The organism is Paenibacillus sp. EKM206P (genome assembly GCF_011066155.1).
Lineage (GTDB): Bacteria > Bacillota > Bacilli > Paenibacillales > Paenibacillaceae > Paenibacillus > Paenibacillus polymyxa_D.
In genome coordinates, this window is sequence record NZ_JAAMNQ010000007.1 from 92894 (window position 1) to 112402 (window position 19509).

At 47.3% G+C, this 19509-nt stretch carries 17 protein-coding genes; all 17 read left to right on the forward strand.

Annotated features, from left to right (window positions below):
* Nucleotides 1-2 precede the first annotated feature (2 nt).
* The 17 genes from G9G53_RS16080 to G9G53_RS16160 all read left to right on the forward strand — a co-directional run bounded on the left by G9G53_RS16080 (nt 3) and on the right by G9G53_RS16160 (nt 19501).
* Nucleotides 3-1187 carry an exonuclease SbcCD subunit D gene (locus G9G53_RS16080; protein ID WP_165149015.1) on the forward strand — a complete coding sequence of 395 codons (1185 nt, stop codon included), beginning with the start codon at nt 3-5 and terminating at the stop codon, nt 1185-1187.
* Entirely contained in the window at nt 1184-4579 is a 3396-nt protein-coding gene (locus G9G53_RS16085; RefSeq protein WP_165149018.1) for an AAA family ATPase, read from the forward strand. The genes G9G53_RS16080 and G9G53_RS16085 overlap by 4 nt, the downstream gene beginning before the upstream one ends.
* A gap of 260 nt (nt 4580-4839) precedes the next feature.
* Entirely contained in the window at nt 4840-5244 is a 405-nt protein-coding gene (locus G9G53_RS16090) for a hypothetical protein (protein WP_029517802.1), read from the forward strand.
* Nucleotides 5245-5572: 328 nt separating this feature from the next.
* Entirely contained in the window at nt 5573-6916 is a 1344-nt protein-coding gene (locus G9G53_RS16095) for an aminotransferase-like domain-containing protein (RefSeq protein WP_165149021.1), read from the forward strand.
* Between the two features lie 162 nt (nt 6917-7078).
* Nucleotides 7079-7438 carry a histidine triad nucleotide-binding protein gene (locus G9G53_RS16100; RefSeq protein ID WP_025722131.1) on the forward strand — a complete coding sequence of 120 codons (360 nt, stop codon included), beginning with the start codon at nt 7079-7081 and terminating at the stop codon, nt 7436-7438.
* Between the two features lie 171 nt (nt 7439-7609).
* A complete protein-coding gene (gene rpsU, locus G9G53_RS16105; protein ID WP_005547957.1) occupies nt 7610-7783 on the forward strand; it encodes a 30S ribosomal protein S21 in 174 nt (57 codons plus the stop codon).
* 16 nt (nt 7784-7799) lie between these two features.
* The gene (locus tag G9G53_RS16110) at nt 7800-8243 is read left to right on the forward strand and encodes a GatB/YqeY domain-containing protein (RefSeq protein ID WP_013311146.1); all 444 of its coding nucleotides are present in this window, start codon (nt 7800-7802) and stop codon (nt 8241-8243) included.
* A 279-nt stretch (nt 8244-8522) separates the two neighbouring features.
* Nucleotides 8523-9890, forward strand: coding sequence for an NfeD family protein (locus G9G53_RS16115; RefSeq protein ID WP_165149024.1), 1368 nt, complete (start codon nt 8523-8525; stop codon nt 9888-9890).
* 43 nt (nt 9891-9933) lie between these two features.
* Nucleotides 9934-10935: a flotillin-like protein FloA gene (gene floA / locus G9G53_RS16120; protein ID WP_029517799.1), complete on the forward strand. Its 1002-nt coding sequence runs from the start codon at nt 9934-9936 to the stop codon at nt 10933-10935.
* A gap of 44 nt (nt 10936-10979) precedes the next feature.
* Nucleotides 10980-11558: a hypothetical protein gene (locus tag G9G53_RS16125; protein WP_069010261.1), complete on the forward strand. Its 579-nt coding sequence runs from the start codon at nt 10980-10982 to the stop codon at nt 11556-11558.
* A gap of 421 nt (nt 11559-11979) precedes the next feature.
* Nucleotides 11980-13389: an amino acid permease gene (locus G9G53_RS16130; protein ID WP_165149027.1), complete on the forward strand. Its 1410-nt coding sequence runs from the start codon at nt 11980-11982 to the stop codon at nt 13387-13389.
* Between the two features lie 381 nt (nt 13390-13770).
* Entirely contained in the window at nt 13771-14064 is a 294-nt protein-coding gene (gene yqfC / locus G9G53_RS16135; RefSeq protein ID WP_029517796.1) for a sporulation protein YqfC, read from the forward strand.
* Nucleotides 14061-15254, forward strand: coding sequence for a sporulation protein YqfD (gene yqfD / locus G9G53_RS16140; protein WP_165149030.1), 1194 nt, complete (start codon nt 14061-14063; stop codon nt 15252-15254). The genes yqfC and yqfD overlap by 4 nt, the downstream gene beginning before the upstream one ends.
* 6 nt (nt 15255-15260) lie before the next feature.
* The gene (locus G9G53_RS16145) at nt 15261-16232 is read left to right on the forward strand and encodes a PhoH family protein (RefSeq protein ID WP_029517794.1); all 972 of its coding nucleotides are present in this window, start codon (nt 15261-15263) and stop codon (nt 16230-16232) included.
* 95 nt (nt 16233-16327) lie between these two features.
* Complete coding sequence (locus tag G9G53_RS16150; RefSeq protein ID WP_165149033.1) at nt 16328-18574, forward strand: HD family phosphohydrolase; 2247 nt, start codon at nt 16328-16330, stop codon at nt 18572-18574.
* A gap of 55 nt (nt 18575-18629) precedes the next feature.
* Nucleotides 18630-19127: an rRNA maturation RNase YbeY gene (gene ybeY, locus G9G53_RS16155; protein ID WP_029517792.1), complete on the forward strand. Its 498-nt coding sequence runs from the start codon at nt 18630-18632 to the stop codon at nt 19125-19127.
* Nucleotides 19127-19501, forward strand: a complete 375-nt coding sequence (locus G9G53_RS16160; protein WP_025722122.1) for a diacylglycerol kinase family protein — start codon at nt 19127-19129, stop codon at nt 19499-19501. The genes ybeY and G9G53_RS16160 overlap by 1 nt, the downstream gene beginning before the upstream one ends.
* Nucleotides 19502-19509 lie beyond the last annotated feature (8 nt).

Below are 19509 nucleotides of genomic sequence, written 5' to 3' on the forward strand. Positions count from 1 at the left end.
ACATGCGGATTTTGCATACAGGTGATTGGCATTTGGGTCGCACGTTGGAAGGACGCAGCCGTTTGAAGGAGCAGGAGGCGTTTTTGGAAGAACTAGCGAAAATGGCTGACGATCAGCAGGCCGATTTGATAATGATGGCTGGAGACGTATACGACTCAGTCAATCCTTCGGCCGCAGCCGAGCAATTGTTTTATGAAACGTCTGCCCGTCTTACGGCTGGAGGAAGACCTCTAGTCGTCATTGCGGGCAATCATGATCAGCCGGAAAGGGTATCCTCGGTCACACCACTGGTGAGCGGGCGCGGAATTACATTGCTGGGATTGCCCCATGGGGAAGCGGTACGCGTTCGTACACCACGAACGGGTGAAATGGCATGCATTGCAGCCTTGCCATATCCCTCCGAGTCTCGTCTGAACGAGCTATTGTCTGAAGACGGAGATGAAACAGTCTTGCGCGAGGCATACAGTCGCCGTGTGGGCTTGCTGATGTCACAGCTGGGTACAGCATTTCGGCCTGACACCGTCAATTTGTCAATGAGCCATATTTATGTGCTCGGCGGGCTGGAGTCGGACTCGGAACGCCCGATTCAGGTCGGGGGGGCGTATACCGTAGATCCGTCTGCTTTGAGCATTGGGGCACAGTATACGGCTCTAGGACATTTGCATCGTCCCCAATATGTAAAAGGAGACGGGCTGATGCGTTACAGTGGCTCGCCGCTGGCTTATAGCTTTTCCGAAGCCGGACAAGCCAAATCGGTTACGTTAATTGACGTGGTTGCTGGCAAGCCTGCTCAGGTCGAGGAACTGTATATTACCAGTGGACGCCCATTAGTGAGGTGGCACGCACGGGGAGGTCTGGAGGAAGTATATCGCTGGCTGGACGAAGGACTAGATGCCGATGCCTTTATTGATCTGGAAATTACGCTGGATGAAGCAATGTCAATGGGAGATATTCAGCGGCTGCGCAAAAGCCGTGAAGGTATCATTCATATTCGCCCCATGTATCCAGAAATGGCTGCCGCACAGCTGGAGCACCAACGATCAGAACTGCCAGTGCATGAGCTGTTCCGGGCATTCTATCAGCGGCAGACAGGCGGAGCACAGCCAGATGACGGATTAGTGCAGTTGTTTCTGGAGCTGGTGGAACAGGATGATGCAAGAGATCACGCTGAGGAGGAGGACGCATGAAACCAATCCTTCTAAAACTGGCGGGGTTGCAAAGCTACCGGGAGTCGCAGGAAATTCGCTTTGACGATTTGACCGAAACTGGGTTGTTCGGAATTTTTGGCCCAACGGGTAGTGGAAAATCAACGCTGCTGGATGCCATTACGTTGGCTATGTACGGTAAAGTGGAGCGGGCAGTGAATGGTACACAAGGCATTATGAATCATGCCGAGGATACGTTGTCTGTTGCATTTACGTTTGAATTAATGTCAGCTCAAGGACCTCGTCGTTACCGTGTAGAACGACGTTTCAAACGTGCTGGAGGCGTATCGGTTAATAATACGCTTAGCCGTTTTATTGCGTTAACAGAGGATGGCGAGGAAGTGCTTGCCGATAAGGTGCAGGATGTGACGCGCTGTGTGGAGGAGTATATCGGCCTGAAAATGGACGATTTTACACGAGCTGTCGTATTGCCGCAGGGAAAGTTTGCGGAATTCTTGTCCTTAAAGGGCAGTGAACGCAGACAGATGCTACAGCGTTTGTTCCATCTGGAGAAGTACGGAGATCAACTTGCACAGAAGCTAAGCCGTCGTGTGAAAGATAACGATATCGCACTGAAAGCATTAGAGGCGGAGCAGCAAGGGCTGGGGGATGCGAGTGCTGAAGCACTTGAACATGTAGAGTTGCGTCTCAAAGAGGCGATTGCCAATGCAGAAGCTTCGCGTCACGAGCTAGAGCGTGTCTCACGTGAATCGGAGGCGCTAAACAAAACCCGTGAGCTGGTCATCGAGCTCAGCCAAAGATTGAACGAGCTGGAGCAGTTGGCAGCACAGGAGCCGGGCATTGCTTTACTGGAGCGTAAGCTTCGACAAGCAACTTCAGCCGAGGCATTGCTGCCTGCACTGACGGATTGGAAGGAAGCCATTGCTGAAGCGGAAAAACGGCATAAGACTGCCGAAGAAGTGGCAGTCCTGGCCGCTACCGCGCAGGAGGCTGCGCTTGTCTCTGCGCAAGCAGATGAGCAGGCCCGGCAAGCACTCAGTGCCGAAGAACCAAAGCTATTGCTTCGGATCGACCAACTAGAACAGGCGCTTCAACTGGAGCGTGATACGGAAGCGTTGCGGACCGAACGGGACCGTCTGGCGGCCGAGCTTGTGCATAGCGAACAAATCCTTACTGAACATGCAGAAGGACTCGCAAAGGAACAAGAGCTACAGACGCGAGGCTTGAAGCGACAGCAGGAGCTTCAACAAGAGCTAAAGCAAAATGAAGTGCGGGCAGATGAGCGGCGTATGCTGCAAGAGGCTGTGCAACGATTGCAACAGCTGGAAATCGCGAATGAGCAATTGCGTGAAGCTGAACTGGAGTACACCGCTCAGGAGAAACGGCTTGCGCAAGCTGACGAACGTCTAAAGCTGACGGACCAGGAGACACAGGAGACGGAGGCACGGCGTTCTGCCCTTGCTGCACAGGCAGCTGATGGCATTGAGGCATTGCTGACGTTGGAGGCAGAAATCACCGCCGATATGTCGTCACTGGCTGCCGAGGAGGAGCAGCTGCGCCACGAGCTCCGTGCCGAGGAGCTGGGGCGTCTCGCTCAGCATCTCGCTGCCGAGTTGCGCGAAGGCGAGCCGTGCGCAGTGTGCGGCTCGCTGCATCACCCCGCGCCTGCCGTTGCCGCGGCGCATAGCGCGGATGCCGCTGCGCCGGATGAGCTGCAACGCCTGCGTCTCGGTTTGCAGGAGCTGCGCCTCACACTGCGCCAGCAGTTGCACGAGCAACGCAGCTTTCTGGCGCAGCCCGCCACCGCAAACAGTGGCGCTGCCGCCACGGGCGAGCCTTTCACGCCTGCGGCAGCGCCAGCAGAGCCGCGTGGTGCCGCAGCATGGGCGGAGCGCTGCGCGGCGCTGGAACGTGCTGCAGCCGAGCTAGCCGCACGTGCGCATGCGCTGCCTGCCGAGGCACAGGCGCTGCGCGAAGCAGACGCCTCTGGACAGCAGCGGCGTATCCGTGCCGCCGCCGAGCAGGAGGCAGCAGCTGTAGCGCTGACGCAGGCACAGAGCAAGCGCGAGGCATGCACCACGCGCAGCGAGGGGCTGCGCGCCGAATGGGCGGCGCAGCTAACGGATGTCGCTCCGGACGAAGCCGCGGAGCGTTACCGCGCCATGCAGGAGCGCGATGGGCGCGCGGAAGAGCTGCGGTCCCGGCTGGAGACGAGTGTGACCTTCCTCGAAGAAAAGGCGGCGCGTGTTCAACAGATACAGCAGAGTATCATCGAGGAAGACAAAATCATTATTGCCCGTCGTACAGGGCTCCAAAGCAAAGATGATTCGCTTCGCGAAAAGCTGGCCCAGCTCCGAAAGTGGGTTGGAGATGGCCAAGCGGCTTCATTGCTGGAAGAAGCGACCTCGCGACTGTTGGGGCTGAAAAACGGAGCCGAAGTCGCGGCACGACAACGTACTGAAGCGGAAGAACGCAAGCAGCAAGCCGTTCATGCTTCACTGATTGCCCGGCAGGCCTCCGACTCGGCAGAAGAAAGACGTCAGATGGCAGAGTCCCGTTGGGGCAGTCGTCTGGAAGCCTCCTCTTTTGCTACGGAAGCAGAGGTTATGGAATGCTGCCTGGGACCGGAAGAAGCCGCACGCTATGAGCGTGAAGTGAGTTTACATCGAGAACGGGAAAAGGAGATGTCTTCCCGCTTAAAGCATGTCGAAGAGCAGCTGAATGGAGCAACGGTAACAGAGGAACAGTGGGAAGCGGCCACTGCACAGCTACGTGATTGCCGTGCACGCGATGAAGAGGCGCTTCAAAATCGCGCCAAGGCTGAGCGTGATTTAGAGGACTTGCAGCGTCGGCACGTCCGCTGGATGGAGCTGGAGTCCAATCGTGTACATTTGCGTAGTGAAGCGGAAAAAATGTCCAAGCTCCAGACTGTTTTTCGCGGCAATGCCTTTGTTGAATATATTGCTGAGGAGCAGCTCATGCAGGTCAGTCAATCGGCTTCACGCCGCCTGCGTTTTCTGACCAAGCAGCGATACGCGCTAGAGGTAGATTCCAGCGGTGGTTTTGTCATTAGTGACGATGCCAACGGTGGGGTCAAACGTCCGGTATCGACCTTGTCCGGTGGCGAAACGTTCCTGACCTCCTTGTCGCTTGCGCTTGCGCTGTCGGCTCAAATTCAATTGCGGGGCCAGTACCCTCTGCAATTTTTCTTTCTGGATGAAGGCTTTGGAACGTTGGACCCTGAGCTGCTTGACACGGTGATCACCTCACTGGAAAAGCTGCACCACGATCAATTGTCTGTTGGTGTGATTAGTCATGTGCCTGAACTACGGGCCCGTCTTCCGCGCAAGTTGGTTGTTCTTCCAGCAGAGCAGGCTGGAGGCGGATCACGTGTGGTTATGGAAACTTTTTGAAGTAATGTGATACAGGTCACAGATACAGTTTCAAACTATTGTTATAATACAGCCAAGCCGACAAGTTAATCATACAGCACCCCGGCGGACGTATGCTGCGGAAGAAATCTTCCCATCATACGTCCGTTCAGAGGGGCTCTGCCAAGAGCTCCCGGGGTGCTTCTTTTTTTTGCAAGCCGGAATTCGCCCAATTTGATGTAGCAAATGGCCCGTTTTTGAATAACATACGGTATACATGCAGAGCCTAGGAGGAAACAACCATGGAAAAAAGCATGACAACCGAAAAAGTTACAGCACCGGAACAGACGGATGCTAAAACACTATGTCAAAAGCATATGCATCGTTATGTATGCGTATGGGTGAAGGACGGGACAATGTATGATGGCATTGTAGAGCATGTGGATGATGAAAAGATATACTTAGCCGTTCCTATGGGTGGAGACGAGATGGAGAATGTCAATGTTAATCTCCCGTATCCGCCTAACAATTGTGGCTGCGGTTCCCGTGCTTATGGTGGCTATGCATCTTATCCTCCGTATCCGTATCCGTACCCGTATCCAGTACCTGCTTATGCATATGGGTTCCCCTACGGACGCCGTCGCTTTAATCGTTTGATTCTGCCACTTGCAGCGTTGACAGCGATCAGCTTGCTGCCTTATTACTAATCCTAATTTCTTAGTCGCCAGATATAGTGAATTCTCTGCTCTCTCCCGCCTACAGCTCTTGTACAGTACAAGTGACTTTAAGGCGCATCCATACATCATCACCATGCAAGGCTGTTTCTTCCTTTATGAAGAAACAGCCTCTTTTTCACGTAAACCATCCCAAATATGATCCAATAATTGAAACTGTATCAGTACAGTTCAATGAAATAAGGTATCCTGTTTATCCATAAACCATGGTAACATCTAGCGTGAAAGAAACATAAGACGGAATAAGCATGTAATGAAATGAGCATTTAATGAGTATGTAAAGAGCAGGTGGGTGGATATTGTGAAAAAATATGTATCAATTTTATTGGATATAGAGCTTAAAATTCGCGAGGGACAATATAAATCAGGTTACAAGCTGCCGTCGGTCCGTGAGGCTTCTGAATTATACAGGTGCAGCAAAAGCACGATTTTGCGGGCATACGCTGAACTTGAAAAGAAACACGCCATCTATTCCATACCGCAAAGTGGATACTATGTAGTGGAAAATTCGGGCGATTTACACCATAGCCATATGCAAGACTTCGTTGATTTTGCTTCGGCCTCCCCGGATTTAAATGTATTCCCTTATCTGGATTTCCAACATTGTTTGAATCAGGCTATTGACACCTACAAATATCATCTGTTCACTTATGGCGATTCGCAAGGACTGGAAACACTGCGTCATACGTTGGTTTCCCATTTAGCTGATACTCAGGTGTTTGCAAAAGTGGATCGGATTATCGTTACTTCGGGTGTTCAGCAGGCATTGGAGATACTCGCTAAAATGCCATTTCCCAATGGCAAAGAAAAGGTTTTGGTCGAGCAGCCAAGTTACGATATATATTTGCGTTTTCTGGAGGAAGAGAACATACCCGTCAGTACCATCGTCCGGACAGCGGAAGGTATGGATTTTCACGAATTGGAGAATCAATTTAAGAACGAGAGCATCAAGTTTTTTTATACCATGTCAAGATATCATAATCCATTAGGAGTCTCTTACAACACAGAGGAGCGAAAAGCGATAGCTGCCTTAGCCGCCAAATATGATGTGTACATCGTAGAAGATGACTATATGGCAGATTTGGGGGCCGATCATCTGTTTGATCCCATTTATGCATACGACCAGACGGACCAGGTTATTTATTTGAAAAGCTTCTCGAAAATCATTTTCCCCGGCTTGCGATTAGGAGTTGCGGTATTGCCAGAAGCCCTATTGAAGACGTTTAATACCTATAAAAGATATGTCGACACGTCTATTTTGTCTCAGGCGGCGCTTGATATTTATATTAAAAATGGAATGTATGAGCGCCACAAGCACACGATATGCAAACTGTATTCGGAGCGCGTTCGTGCTCTTAATAAGGCTGTGGAACGATACAATCAGGCCGGATACGTTCAGACTTCAGCTGTAACTTCAGGAGTTTATATGCAGTTTAAACTGCCTCGGACGGTGAATTTGGAACGCTTGGTACAGTGTCTTTCCGCGAGGAACATCCAGGTTGTAGCTGGCAAGGGCTTTTATTTATCAGGCTATAGGGAACAAGAGAAGTTTTTGCGCATAAGTATTTCGCGCGCGCAGCTGGATCAAATTGATGGAGGGGTGAAAGCCATTATAGAGGAAGTTAGTAAGGGAAACTGGTATTAAGACCCTTTTTCCGTTATGATACATATAGAAACATAAGTATAACCAAACATGGCTGTATATGTTTCTATTCAGTGTGGGAAATACATAACTTTGAATGCCGAGAGCAAGGGCTGTTTATGCCTATTTACTTATGATCGGCTCACTGCCAAAGGAGGGTTTTGAATGGACGATCTGTTTTTGAAAATTGTGGATGGAACCATCCCCAGCAAAAAGGTGTTGGAAACCGACAATGTGCTCGCATTTCATGACATCCAGCCTGCGGCGCCAGTACACGTGCTCATTATTCCCAAAAAATATATTCCTTCGATGAACGCTGTGACGGAGGAGGATCTTCCACTTATCGCGGAGATTCATCGTGTTGCGGTTGAGGTTGCGAAAAAGTTAGGAATCGCCGAGTCTGGTTATCGGTTGATTAACAACTGTGGCCCGGATAGTGGACAAGCGGTGGGGCATCTGCATTATCACTTACTGGGCGGCGCCAAATTGGGTGCCTTGACAGGTATTTCGGACTCACATTCTTAAAAAATGACAGAGCTTGTCTTTTCAGTAATACGGATGTGAATGGAGAAAAGTGGCCCTTTATGTATTCATTTTTTCTTATAGGTTGACACCTGGTTTCCGTTTCACCTATAATAAAATTTGATGAACCGTGTTATTGCTCTTGGACGGTCTGGTCGGAGGGAGGGAAAACTGGTGTCTGAAACTAAAGTTCGCAAAAACGAGACAATTGATGCTGCACTTCGTCGCTTTAAACGTTCCATTGCTAAGGATGGCGTATTGGCTGAGGTGAAGAAACGCAAGCATTATGAAAAGCCAAGCGTAAAGCGCAAGAAAAAGTCCGAGGCTGCTCGTAAGAGAAAGTTCTAGGAGGATCTAAGCAATCATGAATTTGAGCGAACGATTGAACGAAGATATGAAGCAAGCAATGAAGAGTAAGGACAAGTTCAAACTCTCCACCATTCGAATGGTTCGTTCTACGATTAAAAATCTTGAAATAGATTTGAAACGGGATTTGGACGACAACGAAGTGCTTGATATTCTGAGTCGTGAGATCAAACAGCGAAAAGATGCCCTCCATGAATTTGAAAAAGCCGGTCGTGATGAACTTGCGACAAGCACTAAAGCAGAAATAGAGATCATCGCTCAGTACCTTCCCGAACAACTTTCTGAGGAAGAAATTAAAGTTATTGTACAGCAGACCATCCAGGAAACCGGTGCTTCTTCGAAAGCCGAGATGGGGAAAGTAATGACGGCCTTGATGCCTAAGGTAAAAGGCCGCGCTGACGGTAAGCTCGTGAACCAAGCGGTTCAGCAATTTCTGCAATAAACCTGCGACAAACAGGAAAACACAACACCCTCTGTTTACAGAGGGTGTTATTTCTATATATGTGTTGCCTACCATAGAATGTAATGATGAGAAGATACTTTTATGTAAGCGCTATTGTTAATTGTGTGAAACGTGATGTTTGTTGGGTGCGTAAAGTATTTGGCAGCCGTCAGGATTAGCAATATACCCAATAATTTCACATTACATCCTGAAAACTGTATAGTTGTCTAACAAAGTTTGGTATGCTGTAACATAGAAAGATCGAAAGGGGGGAGAGAAATGCATAGAGAACATCACCACTCCTGTCGCAAATGGACCCTTTTAACGTTGTGGATTATGGTATCCGTTTTGCTGTTGCCCTTAGTTCATTCCGAATCAGCGGCGGCCCAAACGAAAGGTGGAGCTGTGTTTGTTATACCAGTCGATCAGGAAATTGAGCATGGCCTGGGCAAATTTATGGAACGTGGATTTGCAGAAGCAGCAGATTCCAAAGCAGGTCTGATTTTACTGGATATTAACACTCCCGGTGGACGGGTAGATACAGCGGAGAAGCTGGGCAAACTGATTAAAGACAGTCCAATTCCGACCGTAGCCTATATAAGGGGCGAAGCGGCCTCAGCGGGTAGCTATATTGCGTTGAGCGCAAACAAGATTGTTATGAAACCGGGGAGTATCATCGGAGCAGCAGCGTTAGTAGACGGCGGGGGGCAGGCTATCACAGATCCAAAAACGATAGCCTGGTGGAAGAGTAGCATGGCATCTGCCGCAGAAGCTGGCGGACGTAATCCGGATATTGCCAGAGGTATGGTTGACTCTAAAACGACCATATCTATTCCTGAGATGAACTTTAACAAGGAAAATGGTCAGATCATTTCTTTAACCAGTGAGGAAGCGCTAAAGTTGGGTTATGCGGATCACATCGCGTCTTCCGAACAAGAGGTTATCCAGTGGATGGGCTACAGCACGGATGATGTCATTCACGTGGAGCGAACATGGGCTGAAAAAGCAGCCGAGATATTGACCAACCCAATTGTACAGACGTTGCTTTTATTTATCGGTATCGCAGGTATTGTTATTGAGTTGATCGTACCCGGTTTTGGTGTACCGGGAATTTTGGGCATACTCGGATTTGGTTTGTATTTTTTCGGCAATTATATCGCTGGTTTTGCAGGTTCGGAGACGTGGTTGTTGTTTATTATCGGTCTGGCTCTGCTTATACTTGAAATGTTCATCCCGAGTTTTGGTATTTTGGGCATTTTGGGTTCCGTCAGCCTTGTCGCCGGAGTTGTTCGTGCAGCATACAACATGCAGCATGCGTTTATATCTTTGGGCATTGCCTTTGCAGCTGCGGTTGCCGTGGTAGCGATCATCGCGGTTGTATTCAAGGACCGAGGGATATGGAACCGTTTTATACTTAAAGAAAGTTTAACGGCTGAACAAGGTTTTTCTTCAGTTGTGAACCGGGAAATGCTATTAGGTCAAAGGGGTGTCAGTCTGACTCCACTTCGTCCAGCCGGAACGGTGCTGATCGCTGATGAGCGAGTCGATGTTGTAACGAACGGCGAGTTTATTGCTACAGATATGCCGATTATAGTATCCAAAGTAGAAGGCGGGCGAATTGTGGTCAAGGCAGACACTAGCGTCTAAACAAGCAAATAACAAAGAATTAGATTAATGGAGGATGATGCGAGTGTTCGAATCGGGTATTGTCAGCGTTTTGCTGATTGCCGTTGTAGTGATTATTGTATTGAGCGTATTTTTTAGTTTCTTCCCGGTGATGCTGTGGATTTCAGCATTGGCTTCGGGTGTGCGCATTGGCATCATTACGCTGGTAGCTATGCGCTTACGGCGCGTCACGCCAAGCCGAATTGTCAATCCGCTCATTAAGGCAACCAAGGCGGGTCTGGGCTTGAACATCAACCAGCTGGAAAGCCACTTTCTCGCAGGAGGGAATGTAGACCGAGTGATCAATGCGTTGATTGCTGCGCAGCGTGCTAACATTCCGCTTGAGTTTGAACGTGCGGCAGCGATTGATCTTGCTGGACGGGATGTTCTGCAAGCGGTCCAAATGAGCGTTAATCCGCGTGTTATTGAGACACCTATTGTTGCTGCGGTCGCCAAGGATGGTATTGAAGTGAAGGTTAAAGCTCGTGTTACGGTGCGTGCCAACATTGATCGACTTGTTGGGGGTGCTGGAGAAGAAACGATTATTGCACGGGTCGGTGAAGGTATTGTTACGACCGTAGGTTCCAGTAACTCGCATAAGGACGTGCTGGAGAACCCGGATTCAATTTCAAGAACCGTATTGTCCAAAGGTTTGGATGCCGGGACAGCATTTGAAATCCTGTCCATTGATATTGCGGACGTTGATGTAGGTAAAAATATTGGTGCTTTTCTGCAAACAGAGCAGGCGGAAGCCGACAAACGTATTGCGCAGGCAAAAGCGGAAGAGCGGCGTGCGATGGCTGTAGCGCAGGAGCAGGAAATGAAGGCACGTGTTGTAGAAATGAGAGCACGCGTGGTGGAATCCGAATCCGAAGTACCGCTGGCAATGGCTGAAGCGCTACGCGGCGGGAAGCTTGGTGTCATGGACTATATGAATTTGAAAAATATTGAGGCGGATACGCAAATGCGTGGCTCCTTAGGCAAACCGAATGAGAACTCGGGGAATGACAACAAAAACCGGGATTAATAACGGGACATAGCCGATGAATTACGGCAGCTAGGTGGTGAGTAATGAACTTTATCAGCTGGATCTTTGAACATTTGTATATCCTGATCGTGATTGGCTTTGCTTTGGTGTCCTTTTTGGGGAAAAGCATCCAAGGTACAGGGCGGAAATCACCGCCGCGAAAAGGTATGCCTACCTTTGGTGGTGATCATGGTTCTCGTGGACCCTCGACGTCATCCAGACCCTTCACAATGGAACATGGGCAAGAGCAACGTCAGCAGGATATTGCTGGAGAGTTGCAACGTCAATTTCCTAATGAACGACGGACGGTTATGGAAGCTCGTCGCATAGAAGAAATGGGCGATCGGTCGGAAACCGAAGAACGGATGGACCGGGATTTATTAGATAATGGTTCGACTCTAGAGGACCGGATCCGTGCTATGGAAGAAGAACGAAAAATGGTTTTAGCCCGTCTCGATCGTATATCCAATGCGAGGGAGTCAGGGGAAATTACAGATGCGCCAGAGATAGCTTCGCAAGACCGTAATACGGTGGATACGGCTGATCTGCGCAGAGGTGTGATTTGGGCAGAAATATTAGGTCCTCCACGTTCCAAGCGCTACATGGGTGGAGGAAGACGTTAAAATGATAGTGGATCCGTCACGGCTTTGGCTGTGGCGGATCTTTTTTTGTGATGCTTTAGGAATACATAACCATGCTCGGAATAAAAAGTGAATTAACGACAAATGCTCTAATTACCTGACAACGAATGTGATAATCCCTTGTGTGCTCTAGCTTTCTCACATTTGTTGTCATCTAAAATGGTGGCATTTTGTCTAATTTAGCGCCTCATTTATGAAAATATATTCCTGAAAAATGATCAAATGTAACAATATGAATGGAGCTTTCCGAAAGCAGTTTTCATTTTTTCTTTTTTATATATAATGTTCTCAATGATAGATACTTATGAAATTCACTCCAATTTTACCTAAAATTTTATTTATATCGAGGTGATACAACAAGGTTATAAAAATGGAAAAATTAATTTTTAGGAGGATGGGATCGATGGGAAATAGCTTGTTTAGAAAGAAAAGCATTGATCAGTTGATTGCCGCTACGCGAGGGGAAAAAGCACTCAAAAGGGAGCTGGGTGCGTTTGATTTAACGATGCTTGGAATTGGAGCCATTATCGGAACGGGAATTTTTGTGTTGACAGGTACAGGAGCAGTTACGGCTGGTCCAGGCTTGGTTCTTTCTTTTGTGATTGCGGGACTCGCGTGTTTATTCGCAGCATTGGCTTATGCGGAGTTTGCATCCACCGTTCCAGTATCCGGTTCTGTTTACACCTTTACATATGCTACGATGGGGGAGCTATTGGCCTTTATTATTGGATGGGATTTAATTTTGGAATACATGCTGGCAGCCAGCGCCGTTTCCGCAGGTTGGTCGGGTTACTTTGTATCATTTTTGAACGGAATTGGCCTTCACATTCCGCTTGAATTCACTGCCGCACCGGGGGCTTTGAAAGACCAAACTACTTATTTTAATCTCCCAGCTTTTTTAATTTTGATGGGTATCACGTTCTTGCTTTATTTAGGGATAAAAGAATCAAAACGGATAAACAACATCATGGTAATCATAAAAATTGTTGTTATTTTATTATTTATCATTGTTGCTTTTAGATATGTGAAGCCGGATAATTGGACACCGTTTATGCCGTTTGGGTTCAGTGGGGTGTTTGGAGCCGCAGCTCTTGTGTTTTTTTCTTTTATTGGTTTTGATGCTGTTTCATCAGCGGCTGAAGAAACTAAAAATCCCACTACTAATTTACCGCGAGGCATTATTTTCTCTCTCATTATTTGTACGTTTTTGTATGTCATTGTTAGCGCGATTATGACTGGTATAGTACCGTTTATGCAATTTGAAGGTATCTCTCACCCCGTGTCATTGGTATTGCAGGTTGCAGGCCAGAACTGGGTTGCAGGTATTGTAGATATAGGAGCCATCTTAGGGATGACAACGGTCATGCTGGTAATGCTCTATGGTCAAACTCGTATTATGTTTGCTATGTCACGTGACGGCTTAGTCCCCAAAGTATTATCCAAGGTTCATTCCAAATACAAAACGCCCTACATTAACACGTTGTTTTTCGGCACTTTATCTGCATTAATGGGTGGACTGATTCCGCTGGATGAGTTAGCAAGTTTGGTGAACATTGGAACCTTGTCAGCATTTATTCTGATTTCGGTCGCCGTTATCGTTATGAGAAAAACACAACCTGACTTGCCAAGGGCCTTCCGATGTCCTGGAGTTCCGTATATCCCGATCCTGGCTATCGTTTCATGTGGGGTGCTCATTCTTAATTTGAATGGCCAGACATTTATTCGCTTTATTATTTGGCTTGTCATTGGTATGGCTGTTTACTTCTTATACTCTAGAAAAAACTCTCTTTTAAATCGAGATAGCGAAAAATAACCGTGTCATTTAATGAAATTCAAAAGAAGACAACCTTTGTTTTCAATATGAAAATGAGGTTGTCTTTTTTGTTGTGAATTTTGAAAGGACACATCTTTTTCCTCTGCAATATAGTAGCTACTACGAATTGTAAGTTTAGCCTCATAAATGCCGCGACTGGATCATAAAATGTACAGTACAGATATCTGTGGCGCTGGTGTAATGGTGTTCACTGATAATAAGAATATAAGATGGAAAGCCAGCAGCGTAGCTGCCTTGAAACATCTATGGGTACCGGATGGCAATAACAGAAGATGAAAAAATAGCAGCGTGCTGTCATCAAAACAACTCTAAGCCGTTGGATAACAAATATTTTGATGACAGGAAGGGAGATTTCGCCGTATGAGCAGGATGAGCCGCAAACTGCGAAAGTGGGCCAGCGAGACGCTGGAGCTTCCGCAGGACATTCTATTTGACCTGCCGCGGTTAACCCTCATCGGCAGCCGTCAGCTTTATGTGGAGAATCACCGGGGCGTGGTGGATTTCACGCCGGATCAGCTCGTACTTGCACTTGCGCAAGGCAGGCTGAGGGTGTCCGGCCATGATCTAGTCATTACGTCTATTCTGCCAGAGCAGGTAAGTGTGGAGGGACATATAACGGATATCCAAATGGAAGGAACGGAGGAAGGCTCGTGAAACATCCTGCTTTAGCAAAGCTGCGTGGTACGGTTACCCTTGCTATCAAGGGCGAAAGTGTGGAAGCTTTCATTAATTTACTCACCGATCACCATTTACCTGTGTGGAACGTGCGGCCGATGGGTACTAGACATGCAGAAATGAACCTTCTACTGCCGCACGTCTTCCTCCTACGCCCGCTTTTGAGAAGGACAGGCTGTAAAATGCATGTTCTGAAGCGGCAAGGGCTTCCCTTTACTGCTGCACGACTTGCCAAACGTAAGTTTTTCCTGGCTGGATTGGCTTTGTTCTGGATAGGTCTCCTGCTGATGTCTTCACTTATCTGGGACATTGAAGTAAAGGGGAATGATAAACTATCGACGGAATCCGTTCTCAAAGCCGCTCGACAGGAGGGTCTGTATCCATTTCAATGGAGCTTTCGTCTATCCAGTCAAGACAAGCTTTCACGTGCGCTCATGCAGAAGCTTCCAGAAGCATCCTGGATCGGTGTGGAAAAGCAGGGTACTTTGGTGACGATTCAGGTTGTTGAAGCTTCACAGCCTACCCCTGCGCCGCTCTACAGCCCTCGTCATATCATTAGTAAGGCAGATGCGGTAGTTACTGAAATTTTTGCCGAGCAGGGTCGTCCTGTCGTGCATAAAAATACGCGTGTCAAAAAAGGAGCCATCCTCATCTCTGGAACGCTTGGAGATGAGGAGAACCAACAGCAGGTCGTAGCCAAAGGAGAGGTTAAGGGTCTTGTATGGCATGAATACGAAATTAGCAGTCCCATGGTGCAACGCAGCAGCACGTATACAGGTACCAGTCACGACCGCTTATATCTGGTATTAGGCAACCGTGCGATACAATTATGGGGATATGGGAAAATACCTTATTCTACACATAAAACAACAGTTGAACATGATCCGCTAACATGGCGTTCCTACAAACTTCCGGTGGGTTGGATGACCGAAAGTGTGAGAGAGACAAAGATACAGGAGCAGAAGCTTACGGAAACAGAAGCGAAAATGTCAGGTTTAGAAGGCGCGCGAGCTGATATTTTAGCTAAATACGGCAAAGGAACGAAAATAATGAGCCAAAAAATTTTGCATGAGAAGAGAGAGAATGGTAAAGTTTATATGAAAGTGCTTTTTGAAGTGGAGCAGGATATTGCGGAAGAACTTCCGTTAGTTCATAACCAAGGAGAATGAGGCTATTTGGCAGAACAACAACGCAGCATACAAATTGCATTGAACAATGCGGGAGAAGGACAGGCGTTATTTGGCCCGCAGGATTCCTTTTTGAAATTAATCGAAGCAGCTATTCCCGCAAAAATAGCATCTCGTGAGGCAGAAGTTAATGTTTTTGGTAATGCTCACGAGGTGGAAGTGCTCGAACAATTGTTCGACGTATTACTCCAGTTAATTCGCAATGGGTATATACTGACCGAAAGGGATGTCCATTATGCGATTGAACTGGCAAAAGATTTGCGCGCTGATCAGCTGCTCGATTTGTTCAAGGGTGAAATTACGACGACGTTCCGGGGTAAACCGATTCGCGTCAAAACGATTGGACAAAAGCACTATGTAACCACGATTAAGAAACGCGATATTGTATTTGGAATTGGCCCGGCGGGTACTGGTAAAACCTATCTGGCTGTAGTGCTGGCCGTAGCTGCCCTGAAGGAAGGTTCAGTCAAGCGCATTGTACTGACTCGTCCTGCGGTGGAAGCAGGTGAAAATTTAGGTTTTTTACCAGGGGATTTACAGGAAAAGGTTGATCCGTATTTACGCCCATTGTATGATGCCCTATACGATGTGATGGGCCCAGAGCAGACTGCAAAGGCACTGGAGCGCGGATTAATAGAAATTGCACCTTTGGCTTATATGCGGGGACGTACGCTGGATGACTCTTTTATTATTTTGGACGAAGCGCAAAACACTACACCCGAGCAAATGAAAATGTTTTTGACTCGACTTGGCTTCGGCTCCAAAATGGTCATTACCGGCGATGTCACGCAAATTGATTTGCCTCGTGGCAAAAAATCCGGTCTGATTGAAGCAAATGCGATTTTACAAGGGATTGAGGAAATAGGCTTTGTCCAGTTTGCAGAAGAGGATGTTGTCCGTCATTCCCTGGTTCAAAAAATTATTGTTGCTTATGACCGAGTTGCCGAAAATCAAGGATAGTCATTCAATCACGAGTATGTCGTGTACGACCAGAAAAAGTATAAAATGAGCAGTGTAGCTGCCTTGAAAAAGATGATGGAGAGGGATTGTTTTAGATGATCTCGAAGGAATTATCTAAAGGGAAAACGTTCCAGCATAGAATGAATGGATGGAAGTATAGCGTGGCGACACGCTATCTTCTGTTTTTATTTTTGGTGGTTCTTTTTTATGTAGGCTTTGCGTCCAAGCTGCTTCCCGAGCGTTATGATATTCGGGTAAATCAACCGAGTGAAAAGGAAATTGTCGCCCCGATGCAGCTTCCTAACAGTAAGGCGACTTTGAAGGCTCAAGAGGAATCAGCTGAACGTGTGCAGCCCATGTATACCATTGTGCCCGTTCGCAACGATAACCTGATTACTGGTATTTTGGATCGAATTGAACGGCTCAATCAGGATGACCAGGTCTCCAGAGCAGATAAGATTTCGATTTATAAGGATGAGATTCCGCAACGTGCACGGGAATTTGTACAAAATTTTGTGAATAACAGCCGTAATGCGGATGCCTACCCAGATAAGTTGCTGGATGAAGTGCTGGAAAAAACGAAAGAGCAAACGTACCGAATTCCAGAGGAGACATTCATTAAAATTCCGCGCCTTACATCTGAGGATATTGCTGAAATGCGGCCTGTTGCCCGTGAGATTGTGACAGGGTTGATGAATGATCAAATTACGGATGCTCAGACAGCCCGAGCGAAAGTAGCTGAGCGGGTTAGTACAAGCTCGCTTACTAAGCGTACTTCACGGGAGGTTGTTCAGGAACTTGCAAGGCTTGTGATTACCGCCAACAAGTTTTATGATGATACAGCTACGAAGGACGCAAAGGTACAGGCTCGTGAAGATACACCGACAGTTTACATTAAACAGGGTGAAGTACTCGTCAAGAAGGGTGAGATTATTACCCAGGAAATCTATACACTGCTTGATGAAAATGAATTGCTCAAGGATAAAATCAATTATTGGCCACAATTTGGACTGCTGATGTTGTCTATGATGCTGGCATTGGGCCTGTTTATGTATATTCGTCAATTTCAATCACGAACACGAAACTTCAAGTATAATAATGCGCAGTTGCTCATGCTAGTATTAATCTTTGTGATAACAGTTGGAGCAATGATGTTAATTTCCATACTGCAGAACAATGAACGTTCCTATCTCGGCTATCTGGCGCCTATCGCGCTTGGAGCTATGCTCGTAACGCTGTTGCTTGATATGTCGTTGGCTTTCGTATGTGCCGTTATATTCAGTATATTGGCAAGTGTTATTTTGAATGTCCGTCAGGGACAAATTTTCGACTTTAATTTTGGATTTTTTGCTATTGTGGTCTGTCTGGCAGCGATTTTCTCTACTCATCGAGCCAGCCAGCGTTCAACACTGTTCAAAGGGGCGATTATGGTATGCCTGTTCGGTGCCCTGTCTGTTTTTTCTCTGGCACTGATTGACCAAGGGAATTGGACTCAAACGACGACGCTCTATGGGGTAGCTTTTGCTTTTGCAGGTGGTCTGATAACAGCAATACTTGTTATTGGGCTAATGCCATTTTTTGAGTCTACCTTTGGTATCTTGTCGGCACTGAAGCTTGTTGAGCTGTCAAATCCCAATCATCCATTGCTCCGCAAGCTGCTTACGGAGACACCGGGAACGTATCATCATAGTGTAATGGTGGGTAATCTGTCAGAGGCCGCAGCGGAGGCTATAGGGGCAAACGGCTTGTTGTGCCGGGTTGGTTCGTATTATCATGATATTGGTAAAACCAAGAGGCCTTCGTACTTCATTGAAAATCAAAATGGGTTGGAAAATCCACATGATACAATAGAGCCCAAGCTGAGCAAATCCATCATTATCGCCCATGCTCGTGACGGCGTGGAAATGCAATTGGATTACAAGCTACCCAAGCCCATTCGCGACATTGCCGAGCAGCACCACGGAACGACATTCTTACACTATTTTTATCACAAGGCGTTGCGCGAAGCTGAAGAGCGGGGGGTGGAGCCTGACTTCACGGAGGATGATTTCCGTTATCCGGGACCGAAGGCTCAGTCTAAAGAGTCTGCTGTGGTGGGAATTGCTGATAGCGTGGAGGCAGCAGTTCGTTCCTTACGGAAGCCGACAGTGGAACAAGTGGAATCCATGATTGAGAAAATTATTAAGAGCCGTCTTGATGATCACCAATTCAACGACTGCGAGCTGACCATGCGGGAGCTTGATATCGTGGCTCAAACCCTCAAGGAAACAGTAATGGGGATTTTTCATTCCCGTATTGAGTATCCGGAGGAAAGGCCCAAGTCTGAAAACGGAAAAGCTTAATATAACTTGTGCATGAAGTACGGTTAGAGCACTAGAATTAAAAGGAGCGGTTGGCATGGGCCTTCAATTAGCTTGGAATAATGAACAAAACGATATGGTAATTAACGAATCCTTGATTACGCTGCTGAACACCTTATTAGAGGAGGCAGGCAAAGTGGAAGGAGTCACTGACGGTGAGGTAGCCCTTACCTTCGTTAATGATGAGCAAATTCATGAGTTGAACAGGGACTATCGGGGAATTGATCGTCCCACCGATGTGTTGTCTTTTGCTATGAAGGAAACACTGGATGAAGAGCTTGAAATTATTTACGAACCGAATGATGAAAATTCATTGAATGATGTACCTGATGTTTTGGGGGATATTATAATCTCTGTACAAACAGCGCAAGCTCAGAGTGAAGAATACGGACATTCGATTGAGCGTGAAATCGGTTTTTTGTTTGTTCACGGCTTTCTTCATCTGTTAGGCTATGATCATCAGGATGATGTGAGTGAAGCTGAAATGATGGGCAAACAGGAAGCTGTACTGGCTCAAGCGGGGTTGACAAGGTAATGAGACGTCAGCCTTGGAGAATGACTTTTCGCTATGCGGCAGAAGGCGTGATGTACGCTCTGCGTACGCAAGTAAATATGCGGATACATGTGGCCGTGGCGCTCCTTGTCATTGTAGCAGGCTTAACTCTGCACATCTCCCGGCTCGACTGGTTATTCGTCTGCGTGGCTATCGCTATAGTCATTGTAGCCGAACTGTTCAACACCGCTGTTGAAGCAGCGGTGGATCTCATCTCACCTGATATTCATCCGCTGGCCAAAGCGGCTAAAGACACCGCCGCCGGAGCCGTGCTCCTGGCAGCGGTTTTTGCTGTAATTATTGGTATATTTGTGTTTTATAGGCCTATGTTGACGTTAATTAGTTCGCTGTTTTAATGGAAAAA